Below are 26,490 nucleotides of genomic sequence, written 5' to 3'. Positions count from 1 at the left end.
ACCGCATGAGCAGCACTGAAATTGTGAGCACCGGGTTCGTGTTGAGCGAGGCCACCGCGGCCCGCTTCGCGCGCGAAGTCGCGAAGTACCCGGCCGAGCAGGCGCAGTCGGCCGTGATGGCCTGCCTGTCCATCGTCCAGCAGGAGCAGGGCTTCGTGTCCCGCGAGGCGGAAGACGCGATCGCGCAGTACCTCGGCATGCCGGCGATCGCCGTCTACGAGGTCACGACCTTCTACAACATGTACAACCAGCGCAAGCTGGGCCTGTTCAAGCTGAACGTCTGCACCAACCTGCCGTGCCAGCTGCGCGACGGCCAGAAGGCGCTGGACCACCTGTGCTCGAAGCTGGGCGTCGAGGCCGGCGGCACGACCGCCGACGGCGTCTTCACCGTGCAGCAGAGCGAGTGCCTGGGCGCCTGCGCCGACTCGCCGGTGATGCTGGTGAACGACCGCCAGATGCTGAGCTTCATGAGCGCCGAGCGTCTGGATGAGCTGGTGGATGCGCTCAGAGCGCACCACGCAGCGAACAAGAACTGAGGGACCTGGACGATGACCAACATCGCGAACATCGACCTCTCGAAGTGGCAGGCCACGGGTGCCGAGACCTGCTTCCACGACCGCAACATCACCCCGCAGATCTACGCGGGCCTCGATGGCAAGAACTGGTCGCTGAAGGATTACGAGGCGCGCGGCGGCTACCAGGCCCTGCGCAAGATCCTCGCCCAGGGCGAGGGTCAGGGCATGACCTCCGACCAGGTCATCGCCGAAGTGAAGGCTTCCGGCCTGCGCGGCCGCGGCGGCGCGGGCTTCCCGACCGGCCTGAAGTGGAGCTTCATGCCGCGCCAGTTCCCGGGCGCGAAGTACCTGGTCTGCAACAGCGACGAGGGTGAGCCGGGGACCTGCAAGGACCGCGACATCCTGATGTTCAACCCGCACATCGTCATCGAAGGCATGGCGATCGCGGCGTTCGCGATGGGCATCAAGGTCGGCTACAACTACATCCACGGCGAGATCTTCGAGGTGTACGAACGCTTCGAAGCCGCGCTGGAAGAGGCCCGCGCGGCCGGCTACCTGGGCGACAACATCCTGGGCAGCAACTTCAGCTTCCAGCTGCACGGCCACCACGGATTCGGCGCCTACATCTGCGGCGAGGAAACCGCGCTGCTGGAATCGCTCGAAGGCAAGAAGGGCCAGCCGCGCTTCAAGCCGCCGTTCCCGGCCTCGTTCGGCCTGTACGGCAAGCCGACGACCATCAACAACACCGAGACCTTCGCGGCGGTGCCCTGGATCATCCGCAACGGCGGCCAGGCCTACCTCGAAGTCGGCAAGCCCAACAACGGAGGCACCAAGATCTTCTCGATCTCCGGCGACGTCGAGCGTCCGGGCAACTACGAGATCCCCCTGGGCACCTCGTTCGAGAAGCTGCTGGAGCTCGCCGGCGGCGTGCGCGGCGGCCGCAAGCTCAAGGCGGTCATCCCCGGCGGCTCGTCCGCCCCGGTGCTGCCCGCCGACGTCATGATGCAGTGCACGATGGACTATGACTCCATCGCCAAGAACGGCTCAATGCTGGGTTCGGGCGCGGTCATCGTGATGGACGAGACCCGCTGCATGGTCACCAGCCTGCTGCGCCTGTCCTACTTCTACGCGCACGAGTCCTGCGGCCAGTGCACGCCCTGCCGCGAAGGCACGGGCTGGATGCACCGCGTGATCGAGCGCATCGCCCACGGCAAGGGCCGCGTCGAGGACATCGACCTGCTGAACTCCGTGGCCGACAACATCCAGGGCCGCACCATCTGCGCGCTGGGCGACGCCGCGGCGATGCCGGTGCGCGCGATGCTGAAGCACTTCAAGGGCGAGTTCATCGCGATGATCGAACAGGCCCAGCAGAACAAGGCGCCCGCCGCGTCGTCCCCGTCCGCCACGGCGAAGTCGCCGGCGCACGCCTGATCGGAGCCGCTGAGAAGAACTATGGTTGAAATCGAACTCGACGGCCAGAAGGTCGAAGTGCCCGAAGGCAGCATGGTGATGCATGCCGCCGAGAAGGCCGGCGCATACATCCCGCACTTCTGCTATCACAAGAAGCTGAGCATCGCGGCCAACTGCCGCATGTGCCTGGTGGACGTGGAGAAGGCGCCCAAGCCGCTGCCCGCCTGCGCCACGCCGGTGACGCAAGGCATGATCGTGCGCACCAAGAGCGAGAAAGCCATCAAGGCCCAGCAGGGCGTGATGGAGTTCCTGCTGATCAATCACCCGCTGGACTGCCCCATCTGCGACCAGGGCGGCGAATGCCAGCTGCAGGATCTGGCCGTCGGTTACGGCGCCAGCGCCTCGCGCTACTCGGAAGAGAAGCGCGTGGTGTTCCACAAGAACGTCGGCCCGCTGATCTCGATGGAAGAGATGAGCCGCTGCATCCACTGCACGCGCTGCGTCCGCTTCGGCCAGGAGATCTCCGGCGTGATGGAGCTGGGCATGGCGCACCGCGGCGAGCACAGCGAGATCCAGACCTTCGTCGGCCGCACCGTGGACTCGGAGCTGTCGGGCAACATGATCGACATCTGCCCGGTGGGCGCGCTGACCAGCAAGCCCTTCCGCTACAGCGCCCGCACCTGGGAACTGTCGCGTCGCAAGAGCGTCAGCCCGCATGACTCGACCGGCGCGAACCTGATCGTCCAGGTGAAGAACAACGAAGTGATGCGCGTCGTCCCGCTGGAGAACGAAGCCGTCAACGAGTGCTGGATCGCCGACCGCGACCGCTTCTCCTACGAAGCGCTGAACGGCGACGAACGCCTGACCACGCCGATGCTGAAGCAGGGCGGCGAGTGGAAGCCGGTCGACTGGACCACCGCGCTCGAGTACGTCGCCAACGGCCTGAAGCAGGTCAAGACGGAGAAGGGCGGCGCGTCCATCGCCGCGCTGGGCTCGGAGCACAGCACCGTCGAGGAACTGCACCTGCTGGCGCAACTGGTGCGCGGCCTGGGCAGCGAGAACATCGACACGCAGCTGCGCGTCGCCGACCCGGCGCTGCGTGCCGCGGACGGCAAGGCGCTGTGGCTGGGCACGTCGATCGCGTCGCTGTCGCAACTGGACCGCGCCTTCGTCGTCGGCTCGTCGCTGCGCAAGGACCACCCGCTGTTCGCGCAGCGCCTGCGTCAGGCCGCCCGCCGCGGTGCGCAGATCCTGTCGCTGGCCGGTTCGGTCGAAGACTGGAAGATGCCGGTCGCCGCTGCGATCACCGCTGCGCCGTCGACCTGGGTCGCTGAGCTGGCCAACGTCGCCGCCGCCATCGGCGCGGCGAAGGGCGTCAGCGCTCCCGCGTCCGGCAATGCGACCGACGCCGCCAAGGCGATCGCCGACACGCTGCTGTCGGGCGAGCGCAAGGCCGTGCTGATCGGCAACGCCGCGATCCAGCATCCGCAAGCCGCCACGCTGCTGTCGCTGGCGAACTGGATCGGCGAGCAGACCGGCGCCACCGTCGGCGTGCTGTCGGCCGCCGCGAACAGCGTCGGCGCGCAGCTCGTCAACGCGCGTCCGGGGCAGGGCGGTCGCACGGCAGCCCAGCTGCTGAACGACCAGCCGGCCAAGGCGCTGCTGCTGCTCAACACCGATCCGGTGCTGGACGGCGCGAACGCCGCCGCCGCCAAGAAGGCGATCAACGCGGCCGAGATGGTCGTCGTCCTGACGCCGTTCAAGACCGGCCCGGTGGTCGAGTTCGCCGACGTGCTGCTGCCGATGGCCCCGTTCACCGAGACTTCGGGCAGCTTCGTCAACGCGGAAGGCCGCCTGCAGAGCTTCGTCGGCGTGGCCAAGGCCCGCGGCGAGACCCGTCCGGGCTGGAAGATCCTGCGCGTGCTGGGCAACCTGCTGAGCCTGCAGGGCTTCGACTTCGACAGCTCCGAGCAGGTCCGCACCGCGGCGCTGGGCTCGTCGCTGGACCTGGCGAACCGCCTGGGCAACGCGGTGTCGGCGCAGTCCGCCGCCGCAGCGCCCGTGCAAGCGGCGCAAGGCCTGGAACGCCTGACGACGGTGCCGATCTACGCGACCGACGCGCTGGTGCGCCGCGCCACCTCGCTGCAGCTGACCCGCGACGGCCGTGATGCGGCGATCGCTTCGCTGCCGCAGGCGCTGTGGGCCGAACTCGGCCTGGCCGAGAAGGGTGCGCAGGTGCGCGTGACGCAGGACGGCGGCGAGGCCGTGCTGGCCGCGCAACTGGACGCATCGCTGCCCGCGACCGTGGTGCGCATTCCCGCCGGCATCCCCGAGACCGCCGCGCTGGGCGCGTTCACCGGCGCGATCGCCGTGACCAAGGCCTGAGGACGAGACGACGATGGAAAACTTCTATAACGCCGGCGCCTCGCTGCTGGGAGGTGTGGTCTGGCCGGTGGTCTGGAGCGTGCTCAAGATCATCGCCGTGCTGCTGCCGCTGCTGGGCTGCGTCGCCTACCTGACGCTGTGGGAACGCAAGGCCATCGGCTGGTCGCAGATCCGTCCGGGTCCGAACCGTGTCGGTCCGCTGGGCCTGCTGACGCCGATCGCCGACGCCGTGAAGCTGATCTTCAAGGAGATCATCGTCCCGAGCGCCGCGAACAAGGGCCTGTTCTTCCTCGGCCCGATCATGACCATCATGCCGGCGCTGGCCGCCTGGGCGGTCGTGCCCTTCGGCCCCGGCGCCGCGATCGCCGACGTCAACGCCGGCCTGCTGTTCCTGATGGCCATCACCTCGCTCGAGGTCTACGGCGTGATCATCGCGGGCTGGGCCTCGAACTCGAAGTACGCCTTCCTGGGCGCGCTGCGCGCCTCGGCACAGATGGTCTCGTACGAGATCGCGATGGGCTTCTGCCTGGTCGTCGTGCTGATGGTGACCGGCTCGATGAACGTCAGCGCCATCGTGATGAGCCAGGAGCAGGGCTGGTTCGCGTCCCACGGCGTGAACATCCTGTCCTGGAACTGGCTGCCGCTGCTGCCGATCTTCCTGGTGTACTTCATCTCCGGCCTGGCCGAGACGAACCGCCACCCCTTCGACGTCGTCGAAGGCGAATCGGAAATCGTGGCCGGTCACATGATCGAGTACTCGGGCATGTCGTTCGCGATGTTCTTCCTGGCCGAGTACGCCAACATGATCCTGGTGTCGGCCCTCGCGGTGCTGATGTTCCTGGGCGGCTGGTCGGCCCCGGTGTCCTGGAGCCTGTTCGGCCTCGACACCCCCGCGTGGATCCAGCACTCGATGGCGTTCTGGAACTGGTTCTGGCTGTTCGCCAAGACCTTCTTCGTCGTGACCTGCTTCCTGTGGGTGCGCGCCACGTTCCCCCGCTATCGCTATGACCAGATCATGCGTCTGGGCTGGAAGATCTTCATCCCCATCACGCTGATCTGGCTGGTGGTCGTGGGTCTGTGGATCCAGTCGCCGTTCAATATCTGGAAGTAATCCGAGGTATCCGCTGTGATCAAGGACCTAGTCAAGAGCTTCATGCTCACCGAGCTGCTGAAGGGCATGGCCCTCACCGGCCGGCATTTCCTCTCGAAGAACATCACGGTGCAGTTCCCGGAAGAGAAGACCCCGCTGTCTCCTCGCTTCCGCGGTCTGCACGCGCTGCGCCGGTACGAGAACGGTGAAGAGCGCTGCATCGCCTGCAAGCTGTGCGAGGCCGTGTGCCCCGCCATGGCGATCACGATCGAATCCGAGGTGCGCGCGGACGGCTCGCGCCGCACCACGCGCTACGACATCGACCTGACCAAGTGCATCTTCTGCGGCTTCTGCGAAGAGAGCTGCCCGGTCGACTCCATCGTCGAGACCGACATCTTCGAATACCACGGCGAGAAGCGCGGCGACCTGTACTTCACCAAGGAGATGCTCCTGGCGGTGGGGGACCGGTACGAGCCGCAGATCGCAGCCAGCAAGGAGGCCGACGCCAAGTACCGCTGACCGGTCGCGCGGTCTGCTCCACCTCGCCGACAGGGGAGGGGAGAGGACCGCGACCGGCGGCCTGCTTGCAGGACATCGCATGGATATCACTACCGCGCTCTTCTACGTTTTCTCGGCCGTGCTGCTGGGCTCCGCCGTCCGTGTCATCACGGCCAAGAGCACCGTGCACTCGGCCCTGTTCCTGATCCTGTCCTTCTTCAGCGCCTCCTGTCTGTGGATGCTGCTGAAGGCGGAGTTCCTGGCCATCACGCTGGTGCTGGTCTACATCGGCGCCGTGATGGTGCTGTTCCTGTTCGTCGTGATGATGCTGGACTTCGAGTCCACCGCCGTGCGCGAGAGCATCTGGAAGCACCTGCCGGTGGCCAGCCTCGTCGGCGCGGTCATCGCGCTGGAGATCGCGGCCGTGCTGATGGGCGGCTTCCGCGGCGTCGAGAACGCGCCGGAGATCCCCAACATGGCGCAGCTGGGCAACACCAAGCTGCTGGGCATCGAGATCTACACCAACTACCTGTTCCCGGTGCAGATCGCCGCGGTGCTGCTGCTGGTGGGGATCATCGCGGCGATCGCGCTGACCTTGCGCGGCCGCAAGGACTCGCGTCACCAGGACGCCTCGCAGCAGGTGCGCGTGAAGAAGGCGGACCGCCTGCGCATCGTCAAGGTCGCCCCGACCGTCGAAGCGCCGTCCCTGCCGGCGGCTGACAAGAACGAAGGAGCCGCGTGATGGGTGCGCTGAGCCTGAACCATTTCCTGATCCTGGGCGCGTTCCTGTTCGCGCTGTCGGTGATCGGCATCTTCCTGAACCGCAAGAACCTGATCGTGCTGCTGATGGCCATCGAGCTGATGCTGCTGGCGGTCAACATGAACTTCGTGGCGTTCTCGCACTACCTGGGCGACATGGCCGGCCAGGTGTTCGTGTTCTTCATCCTCACCGTGGCGGCCGCCGAGTCGGCCATCGGCCTGGCGATCCTGGTCGTGCTGTTCCGCAACCGCAGCAGCATCGACGTGGAAGAGCTGGACGCCCTGAAGGGCTGACGAGCGTCAGGAAGCGAGAAAAACAATGTCTGCAACACTCTCTCAGAACATGCTGCTGGCGGTGCCCCTGGCGCCGCTCGCCGGCGCCATCGTGGCGGGCCTGTTCGGCAAGCAGGTGGGCCGCCGCGGCGCCCACGTGGTGACCATCCTCGGCGTGCTGGTGGCGCTGATCATCTCGGTGATCACGCTGCAGGCCGTGCTGGAAGGCGCGCGCTTCAACCAGACCGTCTACGAGTGGATGGTGCTGGGCGGCCTGAAGATGGAAGTCGGCTTCATGATCGACGGCCTGTCCGCGATGATGATGTGCGTGGTGACCTTCGTCTCGCTGATGGTGCACATCTACACCATCGGCTACATGGAGGAAGACCCCGGCTACCAGCGCTTCTTCAGCTACATCTCGTTGTTCACCTTCAGCATGCTGATGCTGGTGATGTCCAACAACATGCTGCAGCTGTTCTTCGGCTGGGAAGCGGTGGGCCTGGTGTCCTACCTGCTGATCGGCTTCTGGTACACGAAGCCCACGGCGATCTTCGCCAACATGAAGGCCTTCCTGGTGAACCGGGTCGGCGACTTCGGCTTCATCCTGGGCATCGGCCTGCTGGTGGCCTACGGCGGTTCGCTGAACTACACCGAGACCTTCGCCAAGTCGGCGGAACTGGCCAAGATCGGCTTCGCCAATCCCTTCGGCGCCGAGCCGTGGATGATGCTGAGCGTGGCCTGCATCTGCCTGTTCATCGGCGCGATGGGCAAGTCGGCGCAGTTCCCGCTGCACGTGTGGCTGCCGGACTCGATGGAAGGCCCGACCCCGATCTCGGCGCTGATCCACGCGGCGACGATGGTGACGGCCGGCATCTTCATGGTGTCGCGCTTCAGCCCGCTGTTCGAGCTGTCCGACACGGCGCTGAGCTTCGTGCTGGTGATCGGCTCCATCACGGCGCTGTTCATGGGCTTCCTGGGCATCATCCAGAACGACATCAAGCGCGTCGTCGCGTATTCCACGCTCTCGCAGCTGGGCTACATGACGGTGGCGCTGGGCGCCTCGGCCTACTCGGTGGCGGTGTTCCACCTGATGACGCACGCGTTCTTCAAGGCGCTGCTGTTCCTGGGCGCAGGCTCCGTGATCATCGGCATGCACCATGACCAGGACATCCGCAACATGGGCGGCCTGCGCAAGTACATGAAGGTGACCTGGATCACCTCGCTGCTGGGCTCGCTGGCGCTGATCGGCACGCCGTTCTTCTCGGGCTTCTACTCGAAGGACTCCATCATCGAAGCCGTGCACGCCTCGCATCTGCCGGGCGCGAGCTTCGCGTACTTCGCGGTGGTGGCCGGCGTCTTCGTGACGGCGTTCTACAGCTTCCGGATGTACTTCCTGGTCTTCCACGGCAAGGAGAACTTCCACCACAAGCCGTTCCCGGGCGAGCACGACCACCACGATGATCACGATGACCATCACGGTGACGCGCACGACCACACCCCGCATGAGTCGAAGTGGGTGGTGACGGTGCCGCTGGTGCTGCTGGCGATCCCGTCGGTGCTGATCGGTTTCTTCACGATCAAGCCGATGCTGCACGGCGACTTCTTCAAGGACTCGATCTTCGTGAACCACGAGGTCCATCACGCGATGAGCGAGCTGGGCGAGGAGTTCCACGGCGCCGTCGCGATGGCGGTGCACAGCCTGCAGACGCTGCCGCTGTGGCTGGCGGTGGCCGGCGTGGCCGTGGCCTACTGGTTCTACATGATCAGCCCGGCCATCCCGGCCGCGATCGCGCGCATCTTCCGCCCGATCGTGACGATCCTCGAGAACAAGTACTACATGGACTGGTTCAACGAGAACGTGCTGGCCCGCGGCGCGCGCGCGCTCGGATCCGGCCTGTGGAAGGCGGGGGACCAGGCCGTCATCGACGGCGTGCTGATCAACGGCTCGGCGCGCACGGTGGGCGGTGTCGCCGGCCTGGTGCGGCTGGTCCAGACCGGCCACCTCTACTGGTACGCGCTGGTGATGATCCTGGGTGTCGTCGGTCTGATGACCTGGCAGCTGTGGCCTTACATGGGGCCCCAATTCAAGGCCCTGTTCGGCCTCTGACGCGGGCGGAGAATAAGAATGTTGCTAAGTCTCTCCATCTGGCTGCCCATCGTCTGCGGTGGCCTCCTGCTCGCGCTCGGGCGCGACAACAACGCCGGCGCGGTGCGCTGGATGGCGCTGGTCGGCGCCGTGCTGTCCTTCCTGGTGACGCTGCCGCTGATCAGCGGTTTCGACACCTCGACGGCGGCGATGCAGTTCGTCGAGGTCGCGACCTGGATCCCGCGCTTCAACATCCACTACCACCTGGGCGTGGACGGCATCTCGATGTGGTTCGTCCCGCTGACGGCCTTCATCTCGATCATCGTGGTGATCGCGGCCTGGGAAGTGATCGACACGCGGGTGCACCAGTACATGGGCGCCTTCCTGATCCTGTCGGGCCTGATGATCGGCGTGTTCTGCGCGCTTGACGGCATGCTGTTCTACGTGTTCTTCGAGGCCACGCTGATCCCGATGTACATCATCATCGGCGTCTGGGGCGGCCCTCGTCGCGTGTACGCGGCCTTCAAGTTCTTCCTGTACACGCTGGCCGGCTCGCTGCTGATGCTGATCGCGCTGCTGTACCTGTACAGCCAGTCGGGCAGCTTCGAGATCCTGCTGTGGCACAAGCTGCCGCTGCCGATGTCGGCGCAGACACTGCTGTTCTTCGCGTTCTTCGCGGCCTTCGCGGTGAAGGTCCCGATGTGGCCGGTGCACACGTGGTTGCCGGACGCCCACGTCGAGGCGCCGACCGGCGGCTCGGTGGTCCTGGCGGCCATCATGCTGAAGCTGGGCGCCTACGGCTTCCTGCGCTTCTCGCTGCCGATCGCGCCTGACGCCGCGCGCCACTACGACTGGTTCATCATCGGCCTGTCGCTGATCGCGGTGATCTACATCGGCCTGGTGGCCATGGTCCAGCGCGACATGAAGAAGCTGGTGGCCTACTCGTCGGTCGCCCACATGGGCTTCGTGACCCTGGGCTTCTTCATCTTCAACGAGCTGGGCATCGCCGGCGGCCTGGTGCAGATGATCTCGCACGGCTTCGTGTCGGGCGCGATGTTCCTGTGCATCGGCGTCCTGTACGACCGCGTGCACTCGCGTGAGATCGCCGACTACGGCGGCGTCGTCAACACGATGCCCAAGTTCGCGGCGCTGGCGGTGTTCTTCGGCATGGCCAACTGCGGCCTGCCGGCGACGGCCGGTTTCGTGGGCGAGTGGATGGTGATCCTGGGCGCCGTCGGCCACAACTTCTGGATCGGCCTGCTGGCGGCCACGGCGCTGATCTTCGGCGCGGCCTACACGCTGTGGATGATCAAGCGCGTCTACTTCGGCGCGGTGACCAACGACAACGTCCGCAACCTGACCGACATCAACGGCCGCGAGTTCCTGATGCTGGGCGTGCTGGCGATCGCGACGCTCTACATGGGCGTGTACCCGAAGCCGTTCACCGACGTGATGCATCAATCCGTCGACGCGCTGCTCAAGCACGTCGCGGTGTCCAAGATCCAATAAGGGCCCAACACAATGAACGACATGAACTGGGTCGCGGTCTATCCCGAAATCCTGTTGCTGGCGCTGGCCTGCGTGGTCGCGCTGGTGGACCTGTTCGTCACCGATCCGCGCCGCACGACGACCTACTGGCTGACGCAGCTCAGCCTGGCGGTGGTCGGCGTGATGCACTTCGCCGCGATGGGCGACGCGCCCACCGAGACGATGCAGGGCATGCTGGTCGTGGACCCGCTGAGCCACCTGCTGAGCGGCGTCAGCGCCGTCGCGCTGATCATCACGCTGGTCTACGCGCGTCCGTACGCGGAGTCGCGCGACATCCTCAAGGGCGAGCTGTTCACGCTCAGCCTGCTGGTGCTGCTGGGCGTCAACGTGATGGTAGCGGCCAACAACTTCCTGACCACCTACCTGGGTCTGGAGCTGATGAGCCTGTCGCTGTACGCGCTGACGGCGCTGCGTCGCGATCACACGATCTCGACCGAAGCCGCGATGAAGTACTTCGTGCTGGGCGCGCTGGCCTCGGGCTTCCTGCTGTACGGCCTGTCGATGATGTACGGCGCCACGGGCTCGCTGTCGATCCCGCGCGTGTTCGAGGTCATCTCGACCGGCACCGTCAACAAGGGCGTGCTGGTGCTGGGCGTGGTCTTCGTCGTGGCCGGCCTGGGCTTCAAGCTGGGCGCCGCGCCGTTCCACATGTGGGTGCCGGACGTCTACCAGGGCGCGCCCACGGCCGCGACGCTGCTGATCGGCGGCGCGCCCAAGCTGGCCGCGCTGGGCATGACGCTGCGTCTGCTGGTGGAAGGCATGCTGCCGCTGGCGACCGACTGGCAGCAGATGATGCTGGTGATGGCGGTGGCCTCGCTGGTCGTGGGCAACCTGGCCGCGATCGCGCAGAGCAACCTCAAGCGGATGCTGGCCTACTCGACGATCTCGCAGATGGGCTTCGTCGTGCTGGGTCTGGCCTCGGGCGTGGTGAACGGTCAGCCGGACATGCACGCGCTGAACGCCTACAGCTCGGCCATGTTCTACGCGATCAGCTACGTGCTGACGACGCTGGGCAGCTTCGGCCTGATCATGCTGCTGGCGCGCCAGGGCTTCGAGTCCGAGCAGATCAGCGATCTGGCCGGCCTGTTCAAGCGCAGCCCGTGGTTCGCCTTCGTGATGGCGATCTACATGTTCTCGCTGGCCGGCATCCCGCCGATGGTGGGCTTCTACGGCAAGCTGGCGGTGCTGCAGGCGATGGTCACGACGGGTCAGTCGCTCTACATCTGGCTGGCCGTGATCGCGGTGCTGCTGTCGCTGGTCGGCGCGTTCTACTACCTGCGTGTCGTGAAGGTCATGTTCTTCGATGAACCGACCGATCACAGCCCGGTGACGGCGCCCGCGGACGCCCGCGTGGTGATGTCGCTGAACGGCGCCGCGGTGCTGGTGCTGGGCCTGGTGCCGAGCGGTCTGCTGGCGCTGTGCACGCAGGCCGTCGTCCGCGCGCTGGCGCACTGATCGTCCCCCGGAGAGCACGACCATGGATCAAGGCGTTTCAGTCTGGATGGTGCTGGTGGTCGCGCTCGTCGCGGCCAACCTGCCGTACTTGAGTTCGCGCATCCTGCTGGTCGGGCCGCGCCGCGATCCCAAGGCCGGCGGCTGGCGCCTGCTGGAACTGTTCCTGCTCGCGCTGGTGACGCTGGTCGTGGGCTTCGGCCTGGAGTCGACGCAAGGCCAGCGCTTCCCGCAAGGCTGGGAGTTCTACGCCGCCGCGCTGGCGATGTTCGTGACCTTGGGCTTCCCGGGTTTCGTGTGGCGCTACCTGCGCCGCTCGCGGGCCAAGGTGCGAGAGTTCGATGACGAAGAAGCTGCCTGAAGCCAACCGACCCGATGACGAGGGCGTGATCGGCATCCCGCCGGCCGCCCCTGGTGACGACGACGAGCATCTGCGCGAAACCCCGCTGGCGTCCGACTGGATCCTCCGGGGCAATTTTCTTCAGGTGAAGCGCGACCGCGTCGCGCTGCCCAATGGCCGGGAGGCCACGCGCGAGTACATCCGCCATTCGGGCGCCGCGGTGATCGTGCCGCTGTTCGACGACGGCCGCGTGCTGCTGGAACGCCAGTACCGCTATCCGCTGGGCCGCGTGGTGCTGGAGTTCCCCGCGGGCAAGCTGGATCCGGACGAGACGCCGCTGCGCTGCGCGATGCGCGAGCTGTTCGAGGAGACCGGCTTCCGCGCGCGCGAGTGGGCCTACGCCGGCGTGATGCACAACGCGATCGCCTACTCGGACGAACGCATCGAGATCTTCTTCGCCCGCGGCCTGATCGCCGGCGAACGCCGGCTCGACGACGAGGAGTTCCTCGACCTGCTGCCGGTGGCCGAGGACGAGCTCGACCGCATGGCCTTCGACGGCCGCATCACCGATGCGAAGACGCTGGTCTGCCTGCAATGGCTGCAGCGCTGGCGGGCCGGTGCATGGCCATTGGACTGGATGCCGGCGGACGAGGCGTCCAGCCGCTAGCATCGGTCCATCATGCTGGTACTGAACCTGGCCTGCGAGGCCGGCCATGCCTTTGAAGGCTGGTTCGCCTCCGCCACCGATTTCGAGTCGCAACAGGAGCGCGGTCTCCTGTGCTGCCCGCTGTGCAACAGCGCGTCCGTGCGGCGCATGCCGAGCGCGCCGCGGCTGAATCTCTCCTCGGCGGCCGAGCCGACGACGTCGAAGTCGTCGCGCGCGAGTGGATCGGAAACGTCGCCTTCGACCCCGTCGCTGCCTTTCGTGCCCTCGGGGCCGACCGTGCCGGACGGCGTGCCGCCGATCGCGATCGAGTTGCAGAAGCAGGTCCTGCAGGCCGTCCGCACGCTGATGGCCAAGACCGAGGACGTCGGCGACCGGTTCGCCACCGAGGCGCGCCGCATCCATTACGGCGAGGCCGAGGAGCGCGGCATCCGCGGCCGCGCGACGCCGGACGAGGCGCGCGAGCTTGCGGACGAGGGCATAGCCATCGTCGCACTGCCGGTGCCCGACGCGCTCAAGGAGCCGCAACACTAGCGGCCTCGGCCGCGCCGATGCGTGGTCGTGCCATCTCTCCGATGCTCGGCGACTGCCGCCGGGCGGCATCCGACAGGGCTGCGACGGCCTGGGCCAGCCCCAAGTCCCCGTCGTGGACGGCAGGGGACTGCTGCCTGGGCAGGTCGGTGTCGCACACCATGATCAGACGCTCCAGGCACGCCTGAGGCATCCGGCCTGCGAGCACCTGACGCGTCGCCCATTCGATGACGATCTTGACGAGACCGATGCCATTGCGGGACGACAGATAGGCGATACCGGGCGTGTCCCCGACGTTCCGGACCGTCAGCGTCCGCATCACGTCGGAGATGTCGACACGTCCGGAGACGATGCCACGCTCCAGGGTCTGCAAGTACCGTTCGAAAGATGCTCGCGCGTAGGCTGGGACCTGGCGTCTCATCCAGGTCGCGGCCTGGCTGTCTGGCAGCGTCGGGAACGTCAGCGCCCGCAGTGCGGCGTCTCCGAGCACGCGGGGCGCCACCGACTCCAGCCAGTCCGCGAAGACGGGCAGGCCGCCTGCGTCGACCTCACCCTGGGCGCGAAGCAGCATCGGAAGATCGCTGCGAAGGTCCGGATCGCCGACGTTGAACAGGTCGACCCAGTGGTCGTCTCGCATCGTGCCCGAGTGATGCAGACGTTCCAGCGCTGACAGCAGCGGCGAGAGCAGTTCCGGCTGCTTGAAGCCCGCCCAGGCCCATGCGTGCAGCGGGCCGTCGTGTCGCAGCAGCGCCCGGAATTCGTCCTGGGACAACATCCTCAGCGCCGGCTCCAGTCCCTCCATCAGGACGGAAGCCTCTCGCGCCTGTTGTGCCGCACCCATCCGCGACAGTGCCGCGACCGTCGAAGCGACACCCGCGCACAGCGGCACGGCCAGCTCCGGCCGCAGGAAGAAGAGGCCACGCGTCGCCTGGCCGGTGTCCGGATGCAGCCTCAGGTAGCGCCAGATCGCCGCGGCGGCCTCGGCGTCCAGCGTGGCCGGATCGACCGATTCAAGCCAGTCCTTGATGGACAACGGGCCTGGGCCGATGCCGGCCCGTTGCGCTGTTGCCGTGTCCAGAAACCAGGACGCAGGCAATGAGTCGATGAGCCCGGCAGACAATCGCGGCAGCAGGTCGACCAGGAACCGTTGTCGAAGCGGCTCAGGGAGCCAGGGCAGAGGCGGCCTCGGATCGGGACACGCCTGCCAGGTCTCAAGCATGTCGCACAACCGCCGCGATGTGGCGGGTTGATGCTCCTCGACGCCGGCATCGCCGAGCAGGAGCTCATCCAGCGCCTCATCCACCACCCGCCAGACGACGCGGGACGGTCCGTTGCCCACGGTCAGCAACGGGCGCACTTCGGCGGGTCCGACCAGTTTCTGGCTTGCCGCGTGGCGGCGGATGTCGATGGCGATCAGGCCCGCGTCGTCGATCAGCCGTGGCAAGGCATCGTCATCCAGTTCCATGAAACTGGTGACGTTCAGCGAACCGAATCTCAGGCTGGCCTTGGCCACTTCCTCGTTGAGGATGGCCAACTGCCGCGTGTCGTTCGCCAGATCGACAGGACCCCTGATGCGATCGAGGAATGCCGCGTGCACGATGCCCAGGCACTCTTCCGCCAGCAATCGGGCCAGATGGGCTGGCGTCAACTCCCGCTCGATGGCCTCGCGGCATCGAGCGACGTCGGGAGACTCCGCCAGCCGCAAGCTGCGTGACGAGAACTGGTGCCGCAGCGTCAGCCCCAACTGCAGCGGCGGGCGACGCAGCGCCTTCCGCACACGGGCCACGCCGTGCACATCCGGTGATTCGCCATTGAACTGGCGGCACTCACGAACGATGAGCGCATCGCGACTCTGCTCAAAGACGCGCGCGTACTCGGTCCGGAGTCCCCCTCCATAGCCGCGAAGGGGCGTCAGCGCAACCCGAAGTTCTTCCGACAGGCGGGTGCCGCAGGTCTTCCCTATCCCGTCCGCCAGGTTCTCCAAGGCGATGCAGCGCCGCTCGGTCGGAACCAGATCGTTCGTGATCGCCTGCGCCAGTGCCCGCAGATGTTGGCGGCCCTCGACCAGCACGTCCCACCAGAAGGGCGCGACGTAGTCGGCGTCCAGCCGCTGCGGCAGGGCCGCCAGTCTCGACGCCGCATCGGGGCGGCAGTGCTCGCGCGCGTATCGGGCCAGGAGGGAGAGATCGCTCCGCATGGCCTGCAGGAGGGCTTCTCCTTCAGCGCTCTCGAGATAGGTCAGCGCACCGCTTCTCAACGCATCCATTTGCGGCTCGGTCAGCGCCGGGGCGTCCTCGGCGGCCGGGGACGCCGTCCCGGCGTCCAGGAGGCCGTCCCGGAAACCGATCGTGTCCTGGAGATCGACCGACGAAAGAGAGAAAGGAATCATGGAAGGGTTGCGGACAAAGCCGTACGGATGTGGAATGGGTCCGTACTCATCAAGGGAGATCCGGTTCATGAAGACTTTCCGTTTGTTGACCTGTGCCGTGGCGGTGACCGCGTCTCTCGCTTTCGGGCCGATCGCACCGTCCTTCGCCGCCTCCGCCGCGCCGGTGGCCGCGCAGAACGGCATGGTGGTGACCGCGCAGCACCTCGCCACGCGGGTCGGCGTCGACGTGCTGAAGGACGGCGGCAATGCCGTCGATGCCGCGGTGGCGGTGGGCTACGCGCTCGCGGTCGTGTACCCGGCGGCGGGCAACCTCGGCGGCGGCGGGTTCATGACGATCCAGCTGGCCGACGGCCGCAAGACCTTCCTCGACTTCCGCGAGAAGGCGCCGCTGGCCGCGACGGCCAACATGTACCTCGACAAGGACGGCAACGTCATCAAGGGCCTGAGCACGCACGGGCACCTCGCGGTGGGCGTGCCGGGGACGGTCTCGGGCATGGAGTACGCGCGGGAGAAGTACGGCACGATGAAGCGTCCCGCGCTGATCGCGCCGGCGATCGCGCTGGCGGACCGCGGCTTCGCGCTGGACCAGGGCGACGTCGACATGTTCCAGACGGCCACGAAGGACTTCATGGCCGACCCGGCCTCGGGCGCGATCTTCCTGAACAAGGGCAAGCCCTTCCAGGCCGGCGACAAGCTCGTGCAGAAGGATCTGGCGAAGACGCTGCGCGAGATCGGCAACAAGGGCACGGACGGCTTCTACAAGGGCTGGGTGGCCAAGGCGCTGGTCGGGTCCAGCCAGGCGGGCAAGGGCATCCTGACGCAGGCCGACCTCGACCAGTACAAGACGCGCGAGCTGCCGCCGGTCGAATGCGACTACCGCGGCTACCACGTCGTCTCCGCGCCGCCGCCGAGCTCGGGCGGCGTGATCATCTGCGAGATGCTCAACATCCTCGAGGGCTACCCGCTGCGGCAGCTCGGCTGGGGATCGGCGCAGGGCGCGCACTACCAGATCGAGGCGATGCGCCATGCCTACGTGGATCGCAACAGCACGCTGGGCGATCCGGACTTCGTGAAGAACCCGCTGCAGCGGCTGCTGGACAAGGGCTACGCGGCCAAGCTGCGCGCCGCGATCGATCCGGCGAAGGCGGGCGTGTCGATGGACATCAAGCCCGGCGTGGCGCCGCACGAGGGCAGCAACACGACGCACTACTCGATCGCGGACAAGTGGGGCAACGCGGTGTCGGTGACCTACACGCTGAACGACTGGTTCGGCGCGAAGGTCACGGCGGCGAAGACCGGCGTGCTGCTCAACAACGAGATGGACGACTTCACCTCCAAGATCGGCGTGCCCAACATGTACGGCCTGGTGCAGGGCGAGGCGAACGCGATCGCGCCCGGGAAGCGGCCGCTGTCGTCGATGAGCCCGACCATCGTGACCAAGGACGGCAAGCCGGTGATGGTGGTGGGCACGCCGGGCGGCAGCCGCATCATCACGGCGGTGCTGCAGACCATGCTCAACGCGATCGACTTCGACATGAACGTGCAGGAGGCGGTGGACGCGCCGCGCTTCCACCAGCAATGGCTGCCGGACGTGACCAACGTGGAGCCGTATGCGTTCTCGCCGGACACGCGCAAGGTGCTGGAGGGCATGGGCCACAAGCTGGGCGCGCCGCACCCGGCGAACCACCTCGCGGCGATCATCGTCGGCGCGCCGTCCTTGAACGGCAAGCCGGTGGGCAACAACCGCTTCTACGGCGCGAATGATCCGCGGCGCAACTCGGGGCTGGCGGCCGGGTATTGAGCGGAGGGAACGCTGACGAGGAAACGGGCCCGTCGCCGGGAAGGCGCCGGGCCCGTCGCACGTCAGCGGGCGCTCTTGTAGCCCGGCACCTCCGCCAGGGTGATGCTGCGCACGCGGATGAGCACCTCGCTCTGCCTGAGGTCGTCGGGCGCCGACCCGACGGTGGCCTCGACGCCTTCTTTCACGATGACCGTGTTCTTCATCAAGGACCGACCGCCCTCGGACACGGCGAAGGTCAGCGTCAGCTGCCTGTCGTTGCGGCGCTTGGCGGTGATCTCGACGTGGACCTGGTCCGGCGTCGGTTGATCCGGCCGACCGCCGAGCACGACCAGCGCCGACTTGCCTTCCTCGGTGACGAGGCGCATCTTGGACACGCGCTTGTCCGTCGGCGGAGTGCCGTCCCGGCGGTTGACCTCGACGTGCAGGTCCAGCGGAATCGGATCCCGGGCCAGCTCCGGCATCACGGCGTTGACGGCATGAACGGCACCGGCGGCGACTAGCGTCAGCAAGGCGAGGGCGGAGGCGCCCCACAGGTGGCGCGAGCGGGAACGGGGACGGACGGCGAGCATGGAGACTCTTTCGCTCAACGGGTGGCGGATTCGACGGCGGCCGGGCCGCTCCAGGGCTTCAGCGCGTCATAGCGCTGCGGCAGTGTCAGCGAGTCGCCCCAGGATCCATAAGTCGGATTGGGAATCGGCACCCAGGTGAGGCCCCAGCGTGTCGCGTGGTCCTGCGGGACGTACTTCGCGCGCGGCACGAAGTCGTTGAGGTCGTCGCCGACGAGCATGGCGATGCGATGCGTGCGCGCGACCGCAAGGCGCCTGGCGCTCTTGTCGGACTCGGCCCAGTCGGCGCGATCGCCGCGCAACATCAGGTCGTCGGGGGCGACGGCACGGCCGAGCACCCGCTCCAGGTTCGCGAGCGTCTGCGCCTTCTGCGGGCACGAGACATGAACGCCATCGGCACCATAGGGACCATTGGCGGGGCAGGTCCGGTTGGTGACGAAAACGACGCGGAATCCGAGGGCGCGAGCGCGCGCGATGAACTCCGGCGCGCCCGGGATCGCCGTCGCCTGCGCGGAGGCCACCCAGGCCGCCCACGACGTGCTGTCGTAGGGCTTGCCGGCGAGTATCCGCCACGCCTCATAGGGCGAGTTGTCGACGACTGTCTCGTCGACGTCCAGCACTATCGCCGGGGGCTTGCGGGCGAAGCCGCCTTGCTCGGCCTGCTCGAGCGACGCGGTCTCGCGCGTGGCCTTGCGGGCGGCGGGGAGGCGGGCGGTCGCGGCGCGGTAGACGGCGAGCGTGGCGGCTTGCCGCTCCACGGCGGTCTGGAACCACAAGGTGGCGGTCACGCCTTCGCGGCCGATGATCGGCGGCTCGACGGCGGATGCCGCCGAGGCCGCCGGGGCGACTTGGGCCATCGAGCCTGTGGACATCGTCGAACCCACCGCGATGAGCGCGGCGAGCGCCGTGCGGAGGGGGTGGATTCGGGTCGTGGCGAAGCGCATGCGAGAGCTTTCTCGTGGGTCGGATCGCGTGGATTGTGCGGCGGCGCGGGGTCATCCGAATTGGTGATGCGTCATCGCAGGGCTCGGGATATACGGTGGGGATCGCCCCTCCGTTGCCCGCCATGGAAGCGCCTTCCGCCGGATCGCCTGTGACGCATCGCCGCGGTGGCCGCGTCTGGCTGTGGACCGGTCTGATGTGGTGCGTCGTGGCCAGCGCCGCGGCGTTGTTGCAGCCGCCCGGGCCGGTGGACTCCGCACTCGCGGTCACGCGCGCGGACCGCGGCCTCTGGGACTGGTGGCGTCTTCCCGTCGAGCGCAACGCGTTCCTCCGCCTGCCCGATGTCAGCGGGGACGCGGCGTCCGAAAACGCGCTGTCCGAATATTCGAGGGCGTCGGGGTCGTCGGGGCCGCTGGCAACGCGACAGGCCCTCGACCCGCTGACGAGCGTCGGCTTCTCTGACGACGATGAGCGCGGCTGGGCGCTGGGCCGGAGCGGCTCGGTGCTGCGCACGGACGATGGCGGCAAGACCTGGCGCCGCCAGACGACGGGCGCCGCCGCGGGCCTGGGTCTGCTGCACGTCGGCGCCGACGGCATGAAGGCCTGGGCGATGGACACCGGCGGCACGCGCGTGATCCGGACCAGCAACGGCGGTGCGTCGTGGGAGCCTGGCGACCTCGGCACGGCGGACGCCCGGGCGGCGATGGATCGTCCGCGGCGATCCCTGCAACCGCCGATGCCGCTGCCTGCGGGCCTGCGTGCGGGCTACATCGGTGCAGGCGGCCTGCGGGGCTGGGCCGTCGGCGATGGCGGCATGCTGCTGACCTCGCGCGACGGCGGTCGCAGCTGGCGCGATCCCCGGGTCTATGCGCGTTATCCGGCCCCCTGGTACTGCCTCGCCCTGCTGCTGTCGGTGCCGGTGTTCCTGCGCGCCTGGCGGCAGTTCACGCAGGCCAGTCGCGCCGCGGGCGGTGTGGCGGGCATGGCCGACACGCCTGCCACGGACGCGGCGCTGACCGATCCTAAGCAGGACCGGCTCAACTTCGAGCCGCTCGCCGCGGGCATCTCCCGCTTCCTGCGCAATCCGGCGACCGAGCCGCCGCTGACGCTCGCCATCACCGGCGACTGGGGCTCGGGCAAGAGTTCGCTGATGGGCCTCGTCTGCGCAGATCTGCGCAAGCACGGCACGCGGCCGATCTGGTTCAACGCCTGGCACCACCAGAAGGAGGATCACCTCTTCGCCGCGCTGCTGGGCGCCTTGAGCAAGCAGGCGTTGCCGCCGTGGCTCAGCCTCGACGGGATCGGCTTCCGCCTGCGCCTGCTGTGGCTGCGCTCGCGCAAGCATGGGGTGTTCACGGTGCTGTTGTGTGCGGCGGTGGCGGCGCTCGTGACGCTGCACGTGGGGATGAACGACCCGGCGGCGGAGACGCGGATGCTCCAGCGCATCGGGCAGGCGCTGGGATCGCTCACGGAACAGGCGTCGCCGAAGGCCACGGCCTCGTCGACGGATGAGCCGACGCCTGCGTCCACGACGGCATCCACGACGGCATCCACCACGGCATCCACGAACGCGCCGCCATTGCCGTGGGCGGAGTGGCTCGCGTTGCTGACGGTCGCGGGCACCACGTTGGCCGCGTTGCGCAAGGCGCTGACGGCCTTCGGCGCCGATCCGGCGGCTTTGCTGGCGGGCGGGCTCCAAGGCATGAAGCCCCGGCTCGCCGCCGAGCAGAACAGTTTCCGCACGCGTTTCGCCGAGCAGTTCGGCGAGGTCTCCCATGCGCTGCCCGAGCGTGTCGTCGTTGTCGTCGACGACCTCGACCGCTGCCGGCCCGAGGCCGTGCTGGAGATCATGGAAGCGGTGAACTTCCTGACCTCGTCGGGGCAGTGCTTCGTGCTCTTCGGCATGGCGACCGACAAGGTGCAGGCCGCGCTCGCGATCGCGTTCGAGCGCATCGCCAGGGAACTGGCGAGCGCCGCCGCCTCGGCGGCCAACGCCGATCCCGAGCAGGCCGCGCGCGAGCAGCGACTGGCCTATGCGGCCAACTATCTGCAGAAGCTGATCAACCTGGAGATCAAGGTGCCCACCGCGCAGTCGTACGAGGCGTGGCGGCTGCTGACCGACGATTCCGAAACTGCGCCGGCGTCATCCTGGCGGGGGGCGGCGATGGCGGGGATCCGCCGCCACGCGATGTGGCTGGCGCTCGCGGTCGCGGTGGCGGCAGGCGTGAGCCTGGGGGTGCTGCTGCGCCCCGATGCGCCGGGCAAGGAGCAGGGACAGGATCGGGCGCATGCGTCCACGTCGGAACAAGCGCCGCCCCCGGGTCTCACGGCGTCCGACCCCGCGCTCGCCTGGGGACGCTCCCCCGCACAGCCTGCGGGGAGGGTGCTCGTGCAAGCCGGCGCGCGCAGTCATGCGGACGCCTGGATCGTCGCCGGCGTGCTGAACTCGGGCGCCGCGCTGGCGGGACTGCTGCTCCTGCGCGCGGCGAGCCGGCGCCATCGCGAGGCCACCGACTCCAAGGACTTCCGCGACGCGCTCAAGGTCTGGACCGAGCTGGTCCGCGAGTCCGCCCACACGCCGCGCGCGGTGAAGCGCTTCGGCAACAAGCTGCGCTATTTCGAGATGCTCCAGCAGGGCGAGGAACGCGATCGCACGCTGCTCGACGACCTGCGTGCGCGGCTGCGCCGTCTCCGCGTGAAGGGTGACGACGTGGCATCGGCCTCGGCAGTGGAAGCCTCGCGCGCCGGGCCCAATCGACGGCTGGCGGCGCCGCAGCTCGTGGCCCTGGGCGCTTTGCACGAGGCGTTGGGCCCCGCTTGGCTGGCGCGGTTGCGCTCGTCGCTGGAGACTGATTCCGTCGACCACGCGCCGGCGTTCCCTGACGCCGGAGACGCCCCCCTGGGCGAGGAAGCGGCGCGTTTCATCACGCAGCACGTGGCGCTGTTCGGGACCGCATGGCCGCCGCGTCTGGAAGAGGTGGAGGTCTTCGCGCGGTTGCTCGACGGGATCCGCATGCCGGGCGCCTCGGAGGCGCTCGACATGCGGCCGGGAGAATCCTTCGATTCCACTGCGGAGGAAGAAGGCGACGGCAACGGGTCCTCCGTCCGGTCCGACGTCAAATGACCAATCGCGTCGGGGCCCTGCGGGCCGGTGGGTGGACGCATTCGACAGGGCGCCGCTCGCCCTGCGCTCGGGGCTGATCGACATCCCTCTAAACGGGTAGCGTCGCAAGCGTTTCGTGCTCCCGTTTTAACGCGGCCCGTACGTGTGCTCCCGCAGAATCGCCGCGGCCATCGCGCCTCCTCGCCCGCCAAGAAGATGCCCCACTCCGACGCCGATTCCGACTCCGCCTCCGACTCCCACCCGACGATGACCACAGGCTTGCGCGTGTGCGTGGTCGGGCCCGGTGCCGTCGGCGGACTGCTCGCCCACAGCCTGCTCGACGCCGGCATAGCGACCAGCTTGCTCGCCCATCAGCGCCGGGAGCAGCAGATCAGGACCCATGGCCTGGTACTGGTGGAGCCCGGCGGCAAGGAGAACGTGAAGACGCCCCGTGTGGTGGGGCGCGCGTCCGAGCTCGGCGAGCAGGACGTGGTCTTCCTCTGCACCAAGAGCATCGCGCTGCCGTCGCTGGCGCCGACGCTGGCGCCGCTGATCGGGCCCGGGACCCTGATCGTGTCCCTGATGAACGGCATCCCCTGGTGGTTCTTCGGAGGACGCGGCGGCGACGGTTCGCCGCTGCGGCTGCAGTCCGTGGATCCCGACGGGGCGGTGTCGCGCGCGTTGCCGCCGGCCCAGTGCCTGGGCTGCGTCGTCTATCTCTCGTCGTCCCTGGACGCCCACGGCCGCGTGGTGCCGGGCGCCGAGCGCCGGCTCATCGTGGGCGCGCCGGACGGGGGCAACGTGGACGGTGCCGAGGCGGTGGCGGCGCTGCTCCGGCATGCGCGCTTCCAGGTGTCGACCAGCGGGAACATCCGCCGCGAGGTCTGGGCCAAGCTGTGGGGCAACCTCGCCTTGAATCCGACCAGCGCCCTGACGCTGGCCACGACCGACGAGCTCCTGGGAAGTCCGTTGACGCGCCGCCTGATCGAGAACCTCATGCGCGAGGCCCAGCAGGTGGGGGAGCGGATCGGGATCGACATCGGCATGACCGTCGCCGAGCGGATCGCCGCCACGCAGCGGCTCGGCGCCTTCAAGACCTCGATGCTTCAGGACGTCGAATCCGGACGCCCGCTGGAGGTGGACACCATCGTGCGATCGGTCTCCGAGATCGCGCAGCATGTCGGCGTCGAGGTGCCTTTCATCGACACGATCCTGGGCCTCGTCGCCCTCAGGAATCGAGGCCTCGTGGAACGACGGAGCCGGCACTGAGGGCTGGCGCGGCTGTCGTCGTCACCGCCGCCAGCAGGTCACGCGGATGCACCATGAGCTCGCGCACGACGCGCAGCGTCGCGTACTGGCGCAGGACCGAGGTGAAGGCCGGGGCTTCCAGCAGCAGCCGCCAGACCGGGAGCAGCAGCGCCGGCTCGACCGGCGCGCCGTCTTCCAGTCGCGCGGCGACGTCGAGGCTGGCCTCGGCGGACAGCAGTTGCATGCGGCTCGCCGCGTTGAGCAGGCGCGGTGCGCGCTCTTCGGGGCCATCGCAGCAATAGAGCACGGCGCGTGCGAGGCCGGCCTCCTCGGTGGGCAGCGCGCTCAGCGAGGCGCCGCGCAGCCGCACCTCGCCGTCGTCCGAGGCGAACGCGTAGCTCGTCTGGACGTCGGCCTGCGCCAGCAGGCGCAAGCCGCGCAGCAGACGGGGCAGGTCGGTCGTCGCGGCATCGGGTGAGGCCTTGGCTTCGATGAGCAGGCAGAGGTCCCAGTCATGGGCTGGCGCCGCGAACGTCGCGGATCCACCGGGCTCATTGGATTCATCGGAGTCATGGCGCCGCAGCAGCGCCACGTCCCACTCGCTCTTCGCGCGCTGCGCGTCGCCGGGGAAGGAGGGCGGAACCCGCAGCGACGTCACGACCCGGTAGCGCGCAGCGCCGGCTTCGGCGTTCATGCGCAGGACGAGCGCCTTGAGCGCTTCGGCGGCCAGCGCCTCCACCGCATCGCCGCGCTGCTGGGCGCCGGCGCCGCTTGCGGCCGCCTGCGCGCTGCCTGCGACCGGGCCTTGCCGGTCCCACAGCGCGCGATAACGCACCACGAGTGCCTCCGGAGACAACGCGTCGAGTCGTTGCAGGCGTCCCAACGCCTCGTCGCCGGCGAGGCGCTCCGCGCCGCGATGGAGCGACGGCTCGGCGCGGACGTCCGGCAGCTCGCGCAGCGGCAGAAGGAGGTCGGACACCCGCGCCCAGTCGCCTTCGTCGGCGGCGAGATGAAGGCCCAGGAGCGCGTCGCGCGTCGCTCCGGGCGATCGGCGCTGCGTCTTCTCGGGATGGGCGAGGGCGTTGACCGCGGCACGGACGGCGCGCCGATCGCGCTCGACGTGCGCGCTGAGCGAGGCGTACTCGCGCACCACCGCCGAGCGGTGGCGCAGGACCATGGCCTGGAAGGCGGGATCGCCTCCGCCTTCGAGAGGGTCCTTGCCCTCGCTGCCCTCGCTGCCTTCGCGGCCTTCGCGGCCTGCGTTGCTGTCGCCACTGCCGTTGCTGCCGTTGCTGCCGTTGCCGTGCGCCTTGAGCGGGCGCATCGCCTCGTCGATCAATTGGGCGAGTGCGTCGAGGAACAAGGTCTTCACCTCGTCCGCTGGCGTGTCTCCCGCGGCGAGCGCCCTCCGTGCATGTTCGATGGCCACGGCAAGAGCGGTCGCCGCTCCGACGGCGCGCGCGTTCTCCAGAGTCGCTGGCAACGCGGGCGAGCGGTACCGGCGGACCGTCTGCCGCAGCACGTCATCGAGCAGCGGCGGCAAGCCCGGCAAGCCGAGGGAGGAGGGCAGGGAGGACGTCTGCGAAGGCGACATGCACTGCGGCCGTGAGGCCGACGGGGAGCGAAGCCTTCATTGTCGCGCCGGCGTCGCCGCGTCCTGCCGCCAGCGCAGATAGCGCCGCTTCAGCCGCGAGGCCCGCCACTGGTCCAGCACCAGCGTGAAGAACGGCGAGACATGCCGCGTCGGCGCGGCGCCGTCCGCCATGCGCCGCAACTGGCGTCGTGCCAGCGCCATCATCGCCAGGCCGCCGATCGCCTTGTTCTTCCAGTTCACGGCGACGGGCTGGGCCACGGCCTCCGCCGTCGTCCAGCGCCGGGGCAGGTCCGGCTCGTAGGCGAGGGCGGTGCCCAGGCCCACCACCGCGATGCCGCTCGCGAGCACGTGTTCGGCGATGGCGCGCCGGCGGATCCCGCCGGTCGTCATCACCGGCATGTGGGCAAGCCGTGCCAGGTCTTGCGCGAACGCCAGGAAGTAGGCCTCGCGCCCCAGCGTGCGTCCGTCGGCTGTGCGGCCCTGCATGGCCGGACTCTCGTAGCTGCCGCCGGAGAGCTCCAGCAGGTCGATGCCCTCGGCATTGAGCAGGCCCACGACCGCGCGGGCGTCGGCCTCGTCGAAACCGCCGCGCTGGAAGTCGGCGCTGTTGAGCTTGACCGCGACGGCGAAGTCCGGCCCGCCGACCGCCTTGACGGCACGCACGACCTCGAGGAGCAGGCGGGCGCGATGCGCGATGGCGCCGCCGTAGCCGTCGGTGCGCCGGTTGGCCAGCGGCGACAGGAACTGCGAGAGCAGGTAGCCATGCGCCGCGTGGATCTGCACGCCGTCGAAGCCGGCCTCGCGGGCCGCGCGCGCGGTGTCGGCGAAGCGGCGGACGATGACGGCGATCTCCGGCCCGGTCAGCGCGCGGACCGGCGCGAAGAGCTTGCCGTGCTTGCCCATGTCCAAGGCGACCTCGGACGGCGCATAGCCCGGGTTGCCGAGCGCCGCGAACACCTGCCGGCCCGGATGGTTGATCTGCATCCAGATCCGCGCGCCGCCCGCATGTGCCGCGCGGGCCCAGGCCTCGTAGGGCGCGCGTGGCGTGCCGGCTTCGAGCACCAGACCGCCGGGGCCGGTCAAGGCATCGGGCGCGACCATCACGTTGCCGGTGATGAGCAGGCCCGCGCCGCCTTCGGCCCAGCGACGGTAGAGCCGCTGGCTGCCGATGCCGGGCAGTTGGCCGGCCTCGGCGAGCGCCTCCTCCATCGCGGCCTTCGCGATGCGGTTCTTCAGCGTCTGGCCGTTGGGCAGGACCAGCGGGTCATGGAGGGCGGGGGACGATTCGGTCGACAT

The 26,490-nt window shown here is 68.5% G+C and carries 21 protein-coding genes; 16 read left to right on the top strand and 5 right to left on the bottom strand.

What is annotated here, in order from left to right; all coding sequences use genetic code 11:
• Positions 1 to 5 precede the first annotated feature (5 nt).
• The 13 genes from nuoE (at position 6) to ABE85_RS09995 (ending at position 13,554) form a co-directional block, all read left to right on the top strand.
• On the top strand, positions 6 to 536 hold the full coding sequence (gene nuoE, locus ABE85_RS10055) for an NAD(P)H-dependent oxidoreductase subunit E (protein WP_231993274.1): 531 nt from the start codon (positions 6 to 8) through the stop codon (positions 534 to 536).
• A gap of 12 nt (positions 537 to 548) precedes the next feature.
• Positions 549 to 1,946, top strand: coding sequence for an NADH-quinone oxidoreductase subunit NuoF (gene nuoF, locus ABE85_RS10050; RefSeq protein ID WP_067273432.1), 1,398 nt, complete (start codon positions 549 to 551; stop codon positions 1,944 to 1,946).
• A 21-nt stretch (positions 1,947 to 1,967) separates the two neighbouring features.
• Complete coding sequence (gene nuoG, locus ABE85_RS10045; RefSeq protein ID WP_067273428.1) at positions 1,968 to 4,310, top strand: NADH-quinone oxidoreductase subunit NuoG; 2,343 nt, start codon at positions 1,968 to 1,970, stop codon at positions 4,308 to 4,310.
• Between the two features lie 13 nt (positions 4,311 to 4,323).
• On the top strand, positions 4,324 to 5,421 hold the full coding sequence (gene nuoH / locus ABE85_RS10040) for an NADH-quinone oxidoreductase subunit NuoH (RefSeq protein WP_067273426.1): 1,098 nt from the start codon (positions 4,324 to 4,326) through the stop codon (positions 5,419 to 5,421).
• A 15-nt stretch (positions 5,422 to 5,436) separates the two neighbouring features.
• On the top strand, positions 5,437 to 5,919 hold the full coding sequence (nuoI, locus tag ABE85_RS10035) for an NADH-quinone oxidoreductase subunit NuoI (protein WP_255362648.1): 483 nt from the start codon (positions 5,437 to 5,439) through the stop codon (positions 5,917 to 5,919).
• A 79-nt stretch (positions 5,920 to 5,998) separates the two neighbouring features.
• Positions 5,999 to 6,640, top strand: coding sequence for an NADH-quinone oxidoreductase subunit J (locus ABE85_RS10030; protein WP_067273424.1), 642 nt, complete (start codon positions 5,999 to 6,001; stop codon positions 6,638 to 6,640).
• Complete coding sequence (nuoK, locus tag ABE85_RS10025) at positions 6,640 to 6,951, top strand: NADH-quinone oxidoreductase subunit NuoK (protein ID WP_067273420.1); 312 nt, start codon at positions 6,640 to 6,642, stop codon at positions 6,949 to 6,951. The genes ABE85_RS10030 and nuoK overlap by 1 nt, the downstream gene beginning before the upstream one ends.
• Before the next feature lie 25 nt (positions 6,952 to 6,976).
• Entirely contained in the window at positions 6,977 to 9,037 is a 2,061-nt protein-coding gene (nuoL, locus tag ABE85_RS10020; RefSeq protein WP_082938502.1) for an NADH-quinone oxidoreductase subunit L, read from the top strand.
• An 18-nt stretch (positions 9,038 to 9,055) separates the two neighbouring features.
• Complete coding sequence (locus ABE85_RS10015; RefSeq protein ID WP_067273413.1) at positions 9,056 to 10,525, top strand: NADH-quinone oxidoreductase subunit M; 1,470 nt, start codon at positions 9,056 to 9,058, stop codon at positions 10,523 to 10,525.
• Between the two features lie 12 nt (positions 10,526 to 10,537).
• On the top strand, positions 10,538 to 12,019 hold the full coding sequence (gene nuoN / locus ABE85_RS10010) for an NADH-quinone oxidoreductase subunit NuoN (RefSeq protein WP_067273412.1): 1,482 nt from the start codon (positions 10,538 to 10,540) through the stop codon (positions 12,017 to 12,019).
• A 22-nt stretch (positions 12,020 to 12,041) separates the two neighbouring features.
• The gene (locus tag ABE85_RS10005) at positions 12,042 to 12,377 is read left to right on the top strand and encodes a DUF2818 family protein (RefSeq protein WP_067273410.1); all 336 of its coding nucleotides are present in this window, start codon (positions 12,042 to 12,044) and stop codon (positions 12,375 to 12,377) included.
• A complete protein-coding gene (locus tag ABE85_RS10000) occupies positions 12,358 to 13,023 on the top strand; it encodes an NUDIX domain-containing protein (RefSeq protein WP_082938501.1) in 666 nt (221 codons plus the stop codon). The genes ABE85_RS10005 and ABE85_RS10000 overlap by 20 nt, the downstream gene beginning before the upstream one ends.
• Before the next feature lie 12 nt (positions 13,024 to 13,035).
• Complete coding sequence (locus tag ABE85_RS09995; protein ID WP_067273406.1) at positions 13,036 to 13,554, top strand: DUF1178 family protein; 519 nt, start codon at positions 13,036 to 13,038, stop codon at positions 13,552 to 13,554.
• Here the strand turns inward: ABE85_RS09995 and ABE85_RS26920 are convergent.
• Complete coding sequence (locus ABE85_RS26920) at positions 13,535 to 16,009, bottom strand: hypothetical protein (protein WP_157522188.1); 2,475 nt, start codon at positions 16,007 to 16,009, stop codon at positions 13,535 to 13,537. The two genes, ABE85_RS09995 and ABE85_RS26920, sit on opposite strands and share 20 nt — an antisense overlap.
• Before the next feature lie 112 nt (positions 16,010 to 16,121).
• On the opposite strand from ABE85_RS26920, the gene ggt reads away from it, so the two are divergent.
• A complete protein-coding gene (gene ggt / locus ABE85_RS09990) occupies positions 16,122 to 17,741 on the top strand; it encodes a gamma-glutamyltransferase (protein ID WP_231993369.1) in 1,620 nt (539 codons plus the stop codon).
• 62 nt (positions 17,742 to 17,803) lie between these two features.
• On the opposite strand, the gene ABE85_RS09985 is transcribed toward ggt, so the two are convergent.
• Both ABE85_RS09985 and ABE85_RS09980 read right to left on the bottom strand, forming a co-directional pair.
• Positions 17,804 to 18,310: a hypothetical protein gene (locus ABE85_RS09985; protein WP_067273401.1), complete on the bottom strand. Its 507-nt coding sequence runs from the start codon at positions 18,308 to 18,310 to the stop codon at positions 17,804 to 17,806.
• Between the two features lie 14 nt (positions 18,311 to 18,324).
• A complete protein-coding gene (locus tag ABE85_RS09980; RefSeq protein WP_067273399.1) occupies positions 18,325 to 19,251 on the bottom strand; it encodes a 5'-nucleotidase, lipoprotein e(P4) family in 927 nt (308 codons plus the stop codon).
• A 122-nt stretch (positions 19,252 to 19,373) separates the two neighbouring features.
• Here ABE85_RS09980 and ABE85_RS09975 point away from each other — a divergent pair, with 122 nt between their 5' ends.
• Both ABE85_RS09975 and ABE85_RS09970 read left to right on the top strand, forming a co-directional pair.
• Positions 19,374 to 22,373, top strand: a complete 3,000-nt coding sequence (locus ABE85_RS09975; protein WP_067273397.1) for a P-loop NTPase fold protein — start codon at positions 19,374 to 19,376, stop codon at positions 22,371 to 22,373.
• Between the two features lie 246 nt (positions 22,374 to 22,619).
• Positions 22,620 to 23,621, top strand: a complete 1,002-nt coding sequence (locus ABE85_RS09970) for a ketopantoate reductase family protein (protein ID WP_067282329.1) — start codon at positions 22,620 to 22,622, stop codon at positions 23,619 to 23,621.
• On the opposite strand, the gene ABE85_RS09965 is transcribed toward ABE85_RS09970, so the two are convergent.
• Positions 23,581 to 25,194: a hypothetical protein gene (locus tag ABE85_RS09965; protein ID WP_067273395.1), complete on the bottom strand. Its 1,614-nt coding sequence runs from the start codon at positions 25,192 to 25,194 to the stop codon at positions 23,581 to 23,583. The two genes, ABE85_RS09970 and ABE85_RS09965, sit on opposite strands and share 41 nt — an antisense overlap.
• 36 nt (positions 25,195 to 25,230) lie before the next feature.
• Positions 25,231 to 26,490, bottom strand: coding sequence for a 2,4-dienoyl-CoA reductase (locus tag ABE85_RS09960; RefSeq protein WP_067273392.1), 1,260 nt, complete (start codon positions 26,488 to 26,490; stop codon positions 25,231 to 25,233).

It is taken from the genome of Mitsuaria sp. 7, assembly GCF_001653795.1.
In the GTDB taxonomy this organism is placed as follows: Bacteria; Pseudomonadota; Gammaproteobacteria; order Burkholderiales; family Burkholderiaceae_C; genus Roseateles.
Note: the sequence above shows the minus strand (reverse complement) of the source record. Positions and strands in the feature narration are given on the sequence as shown.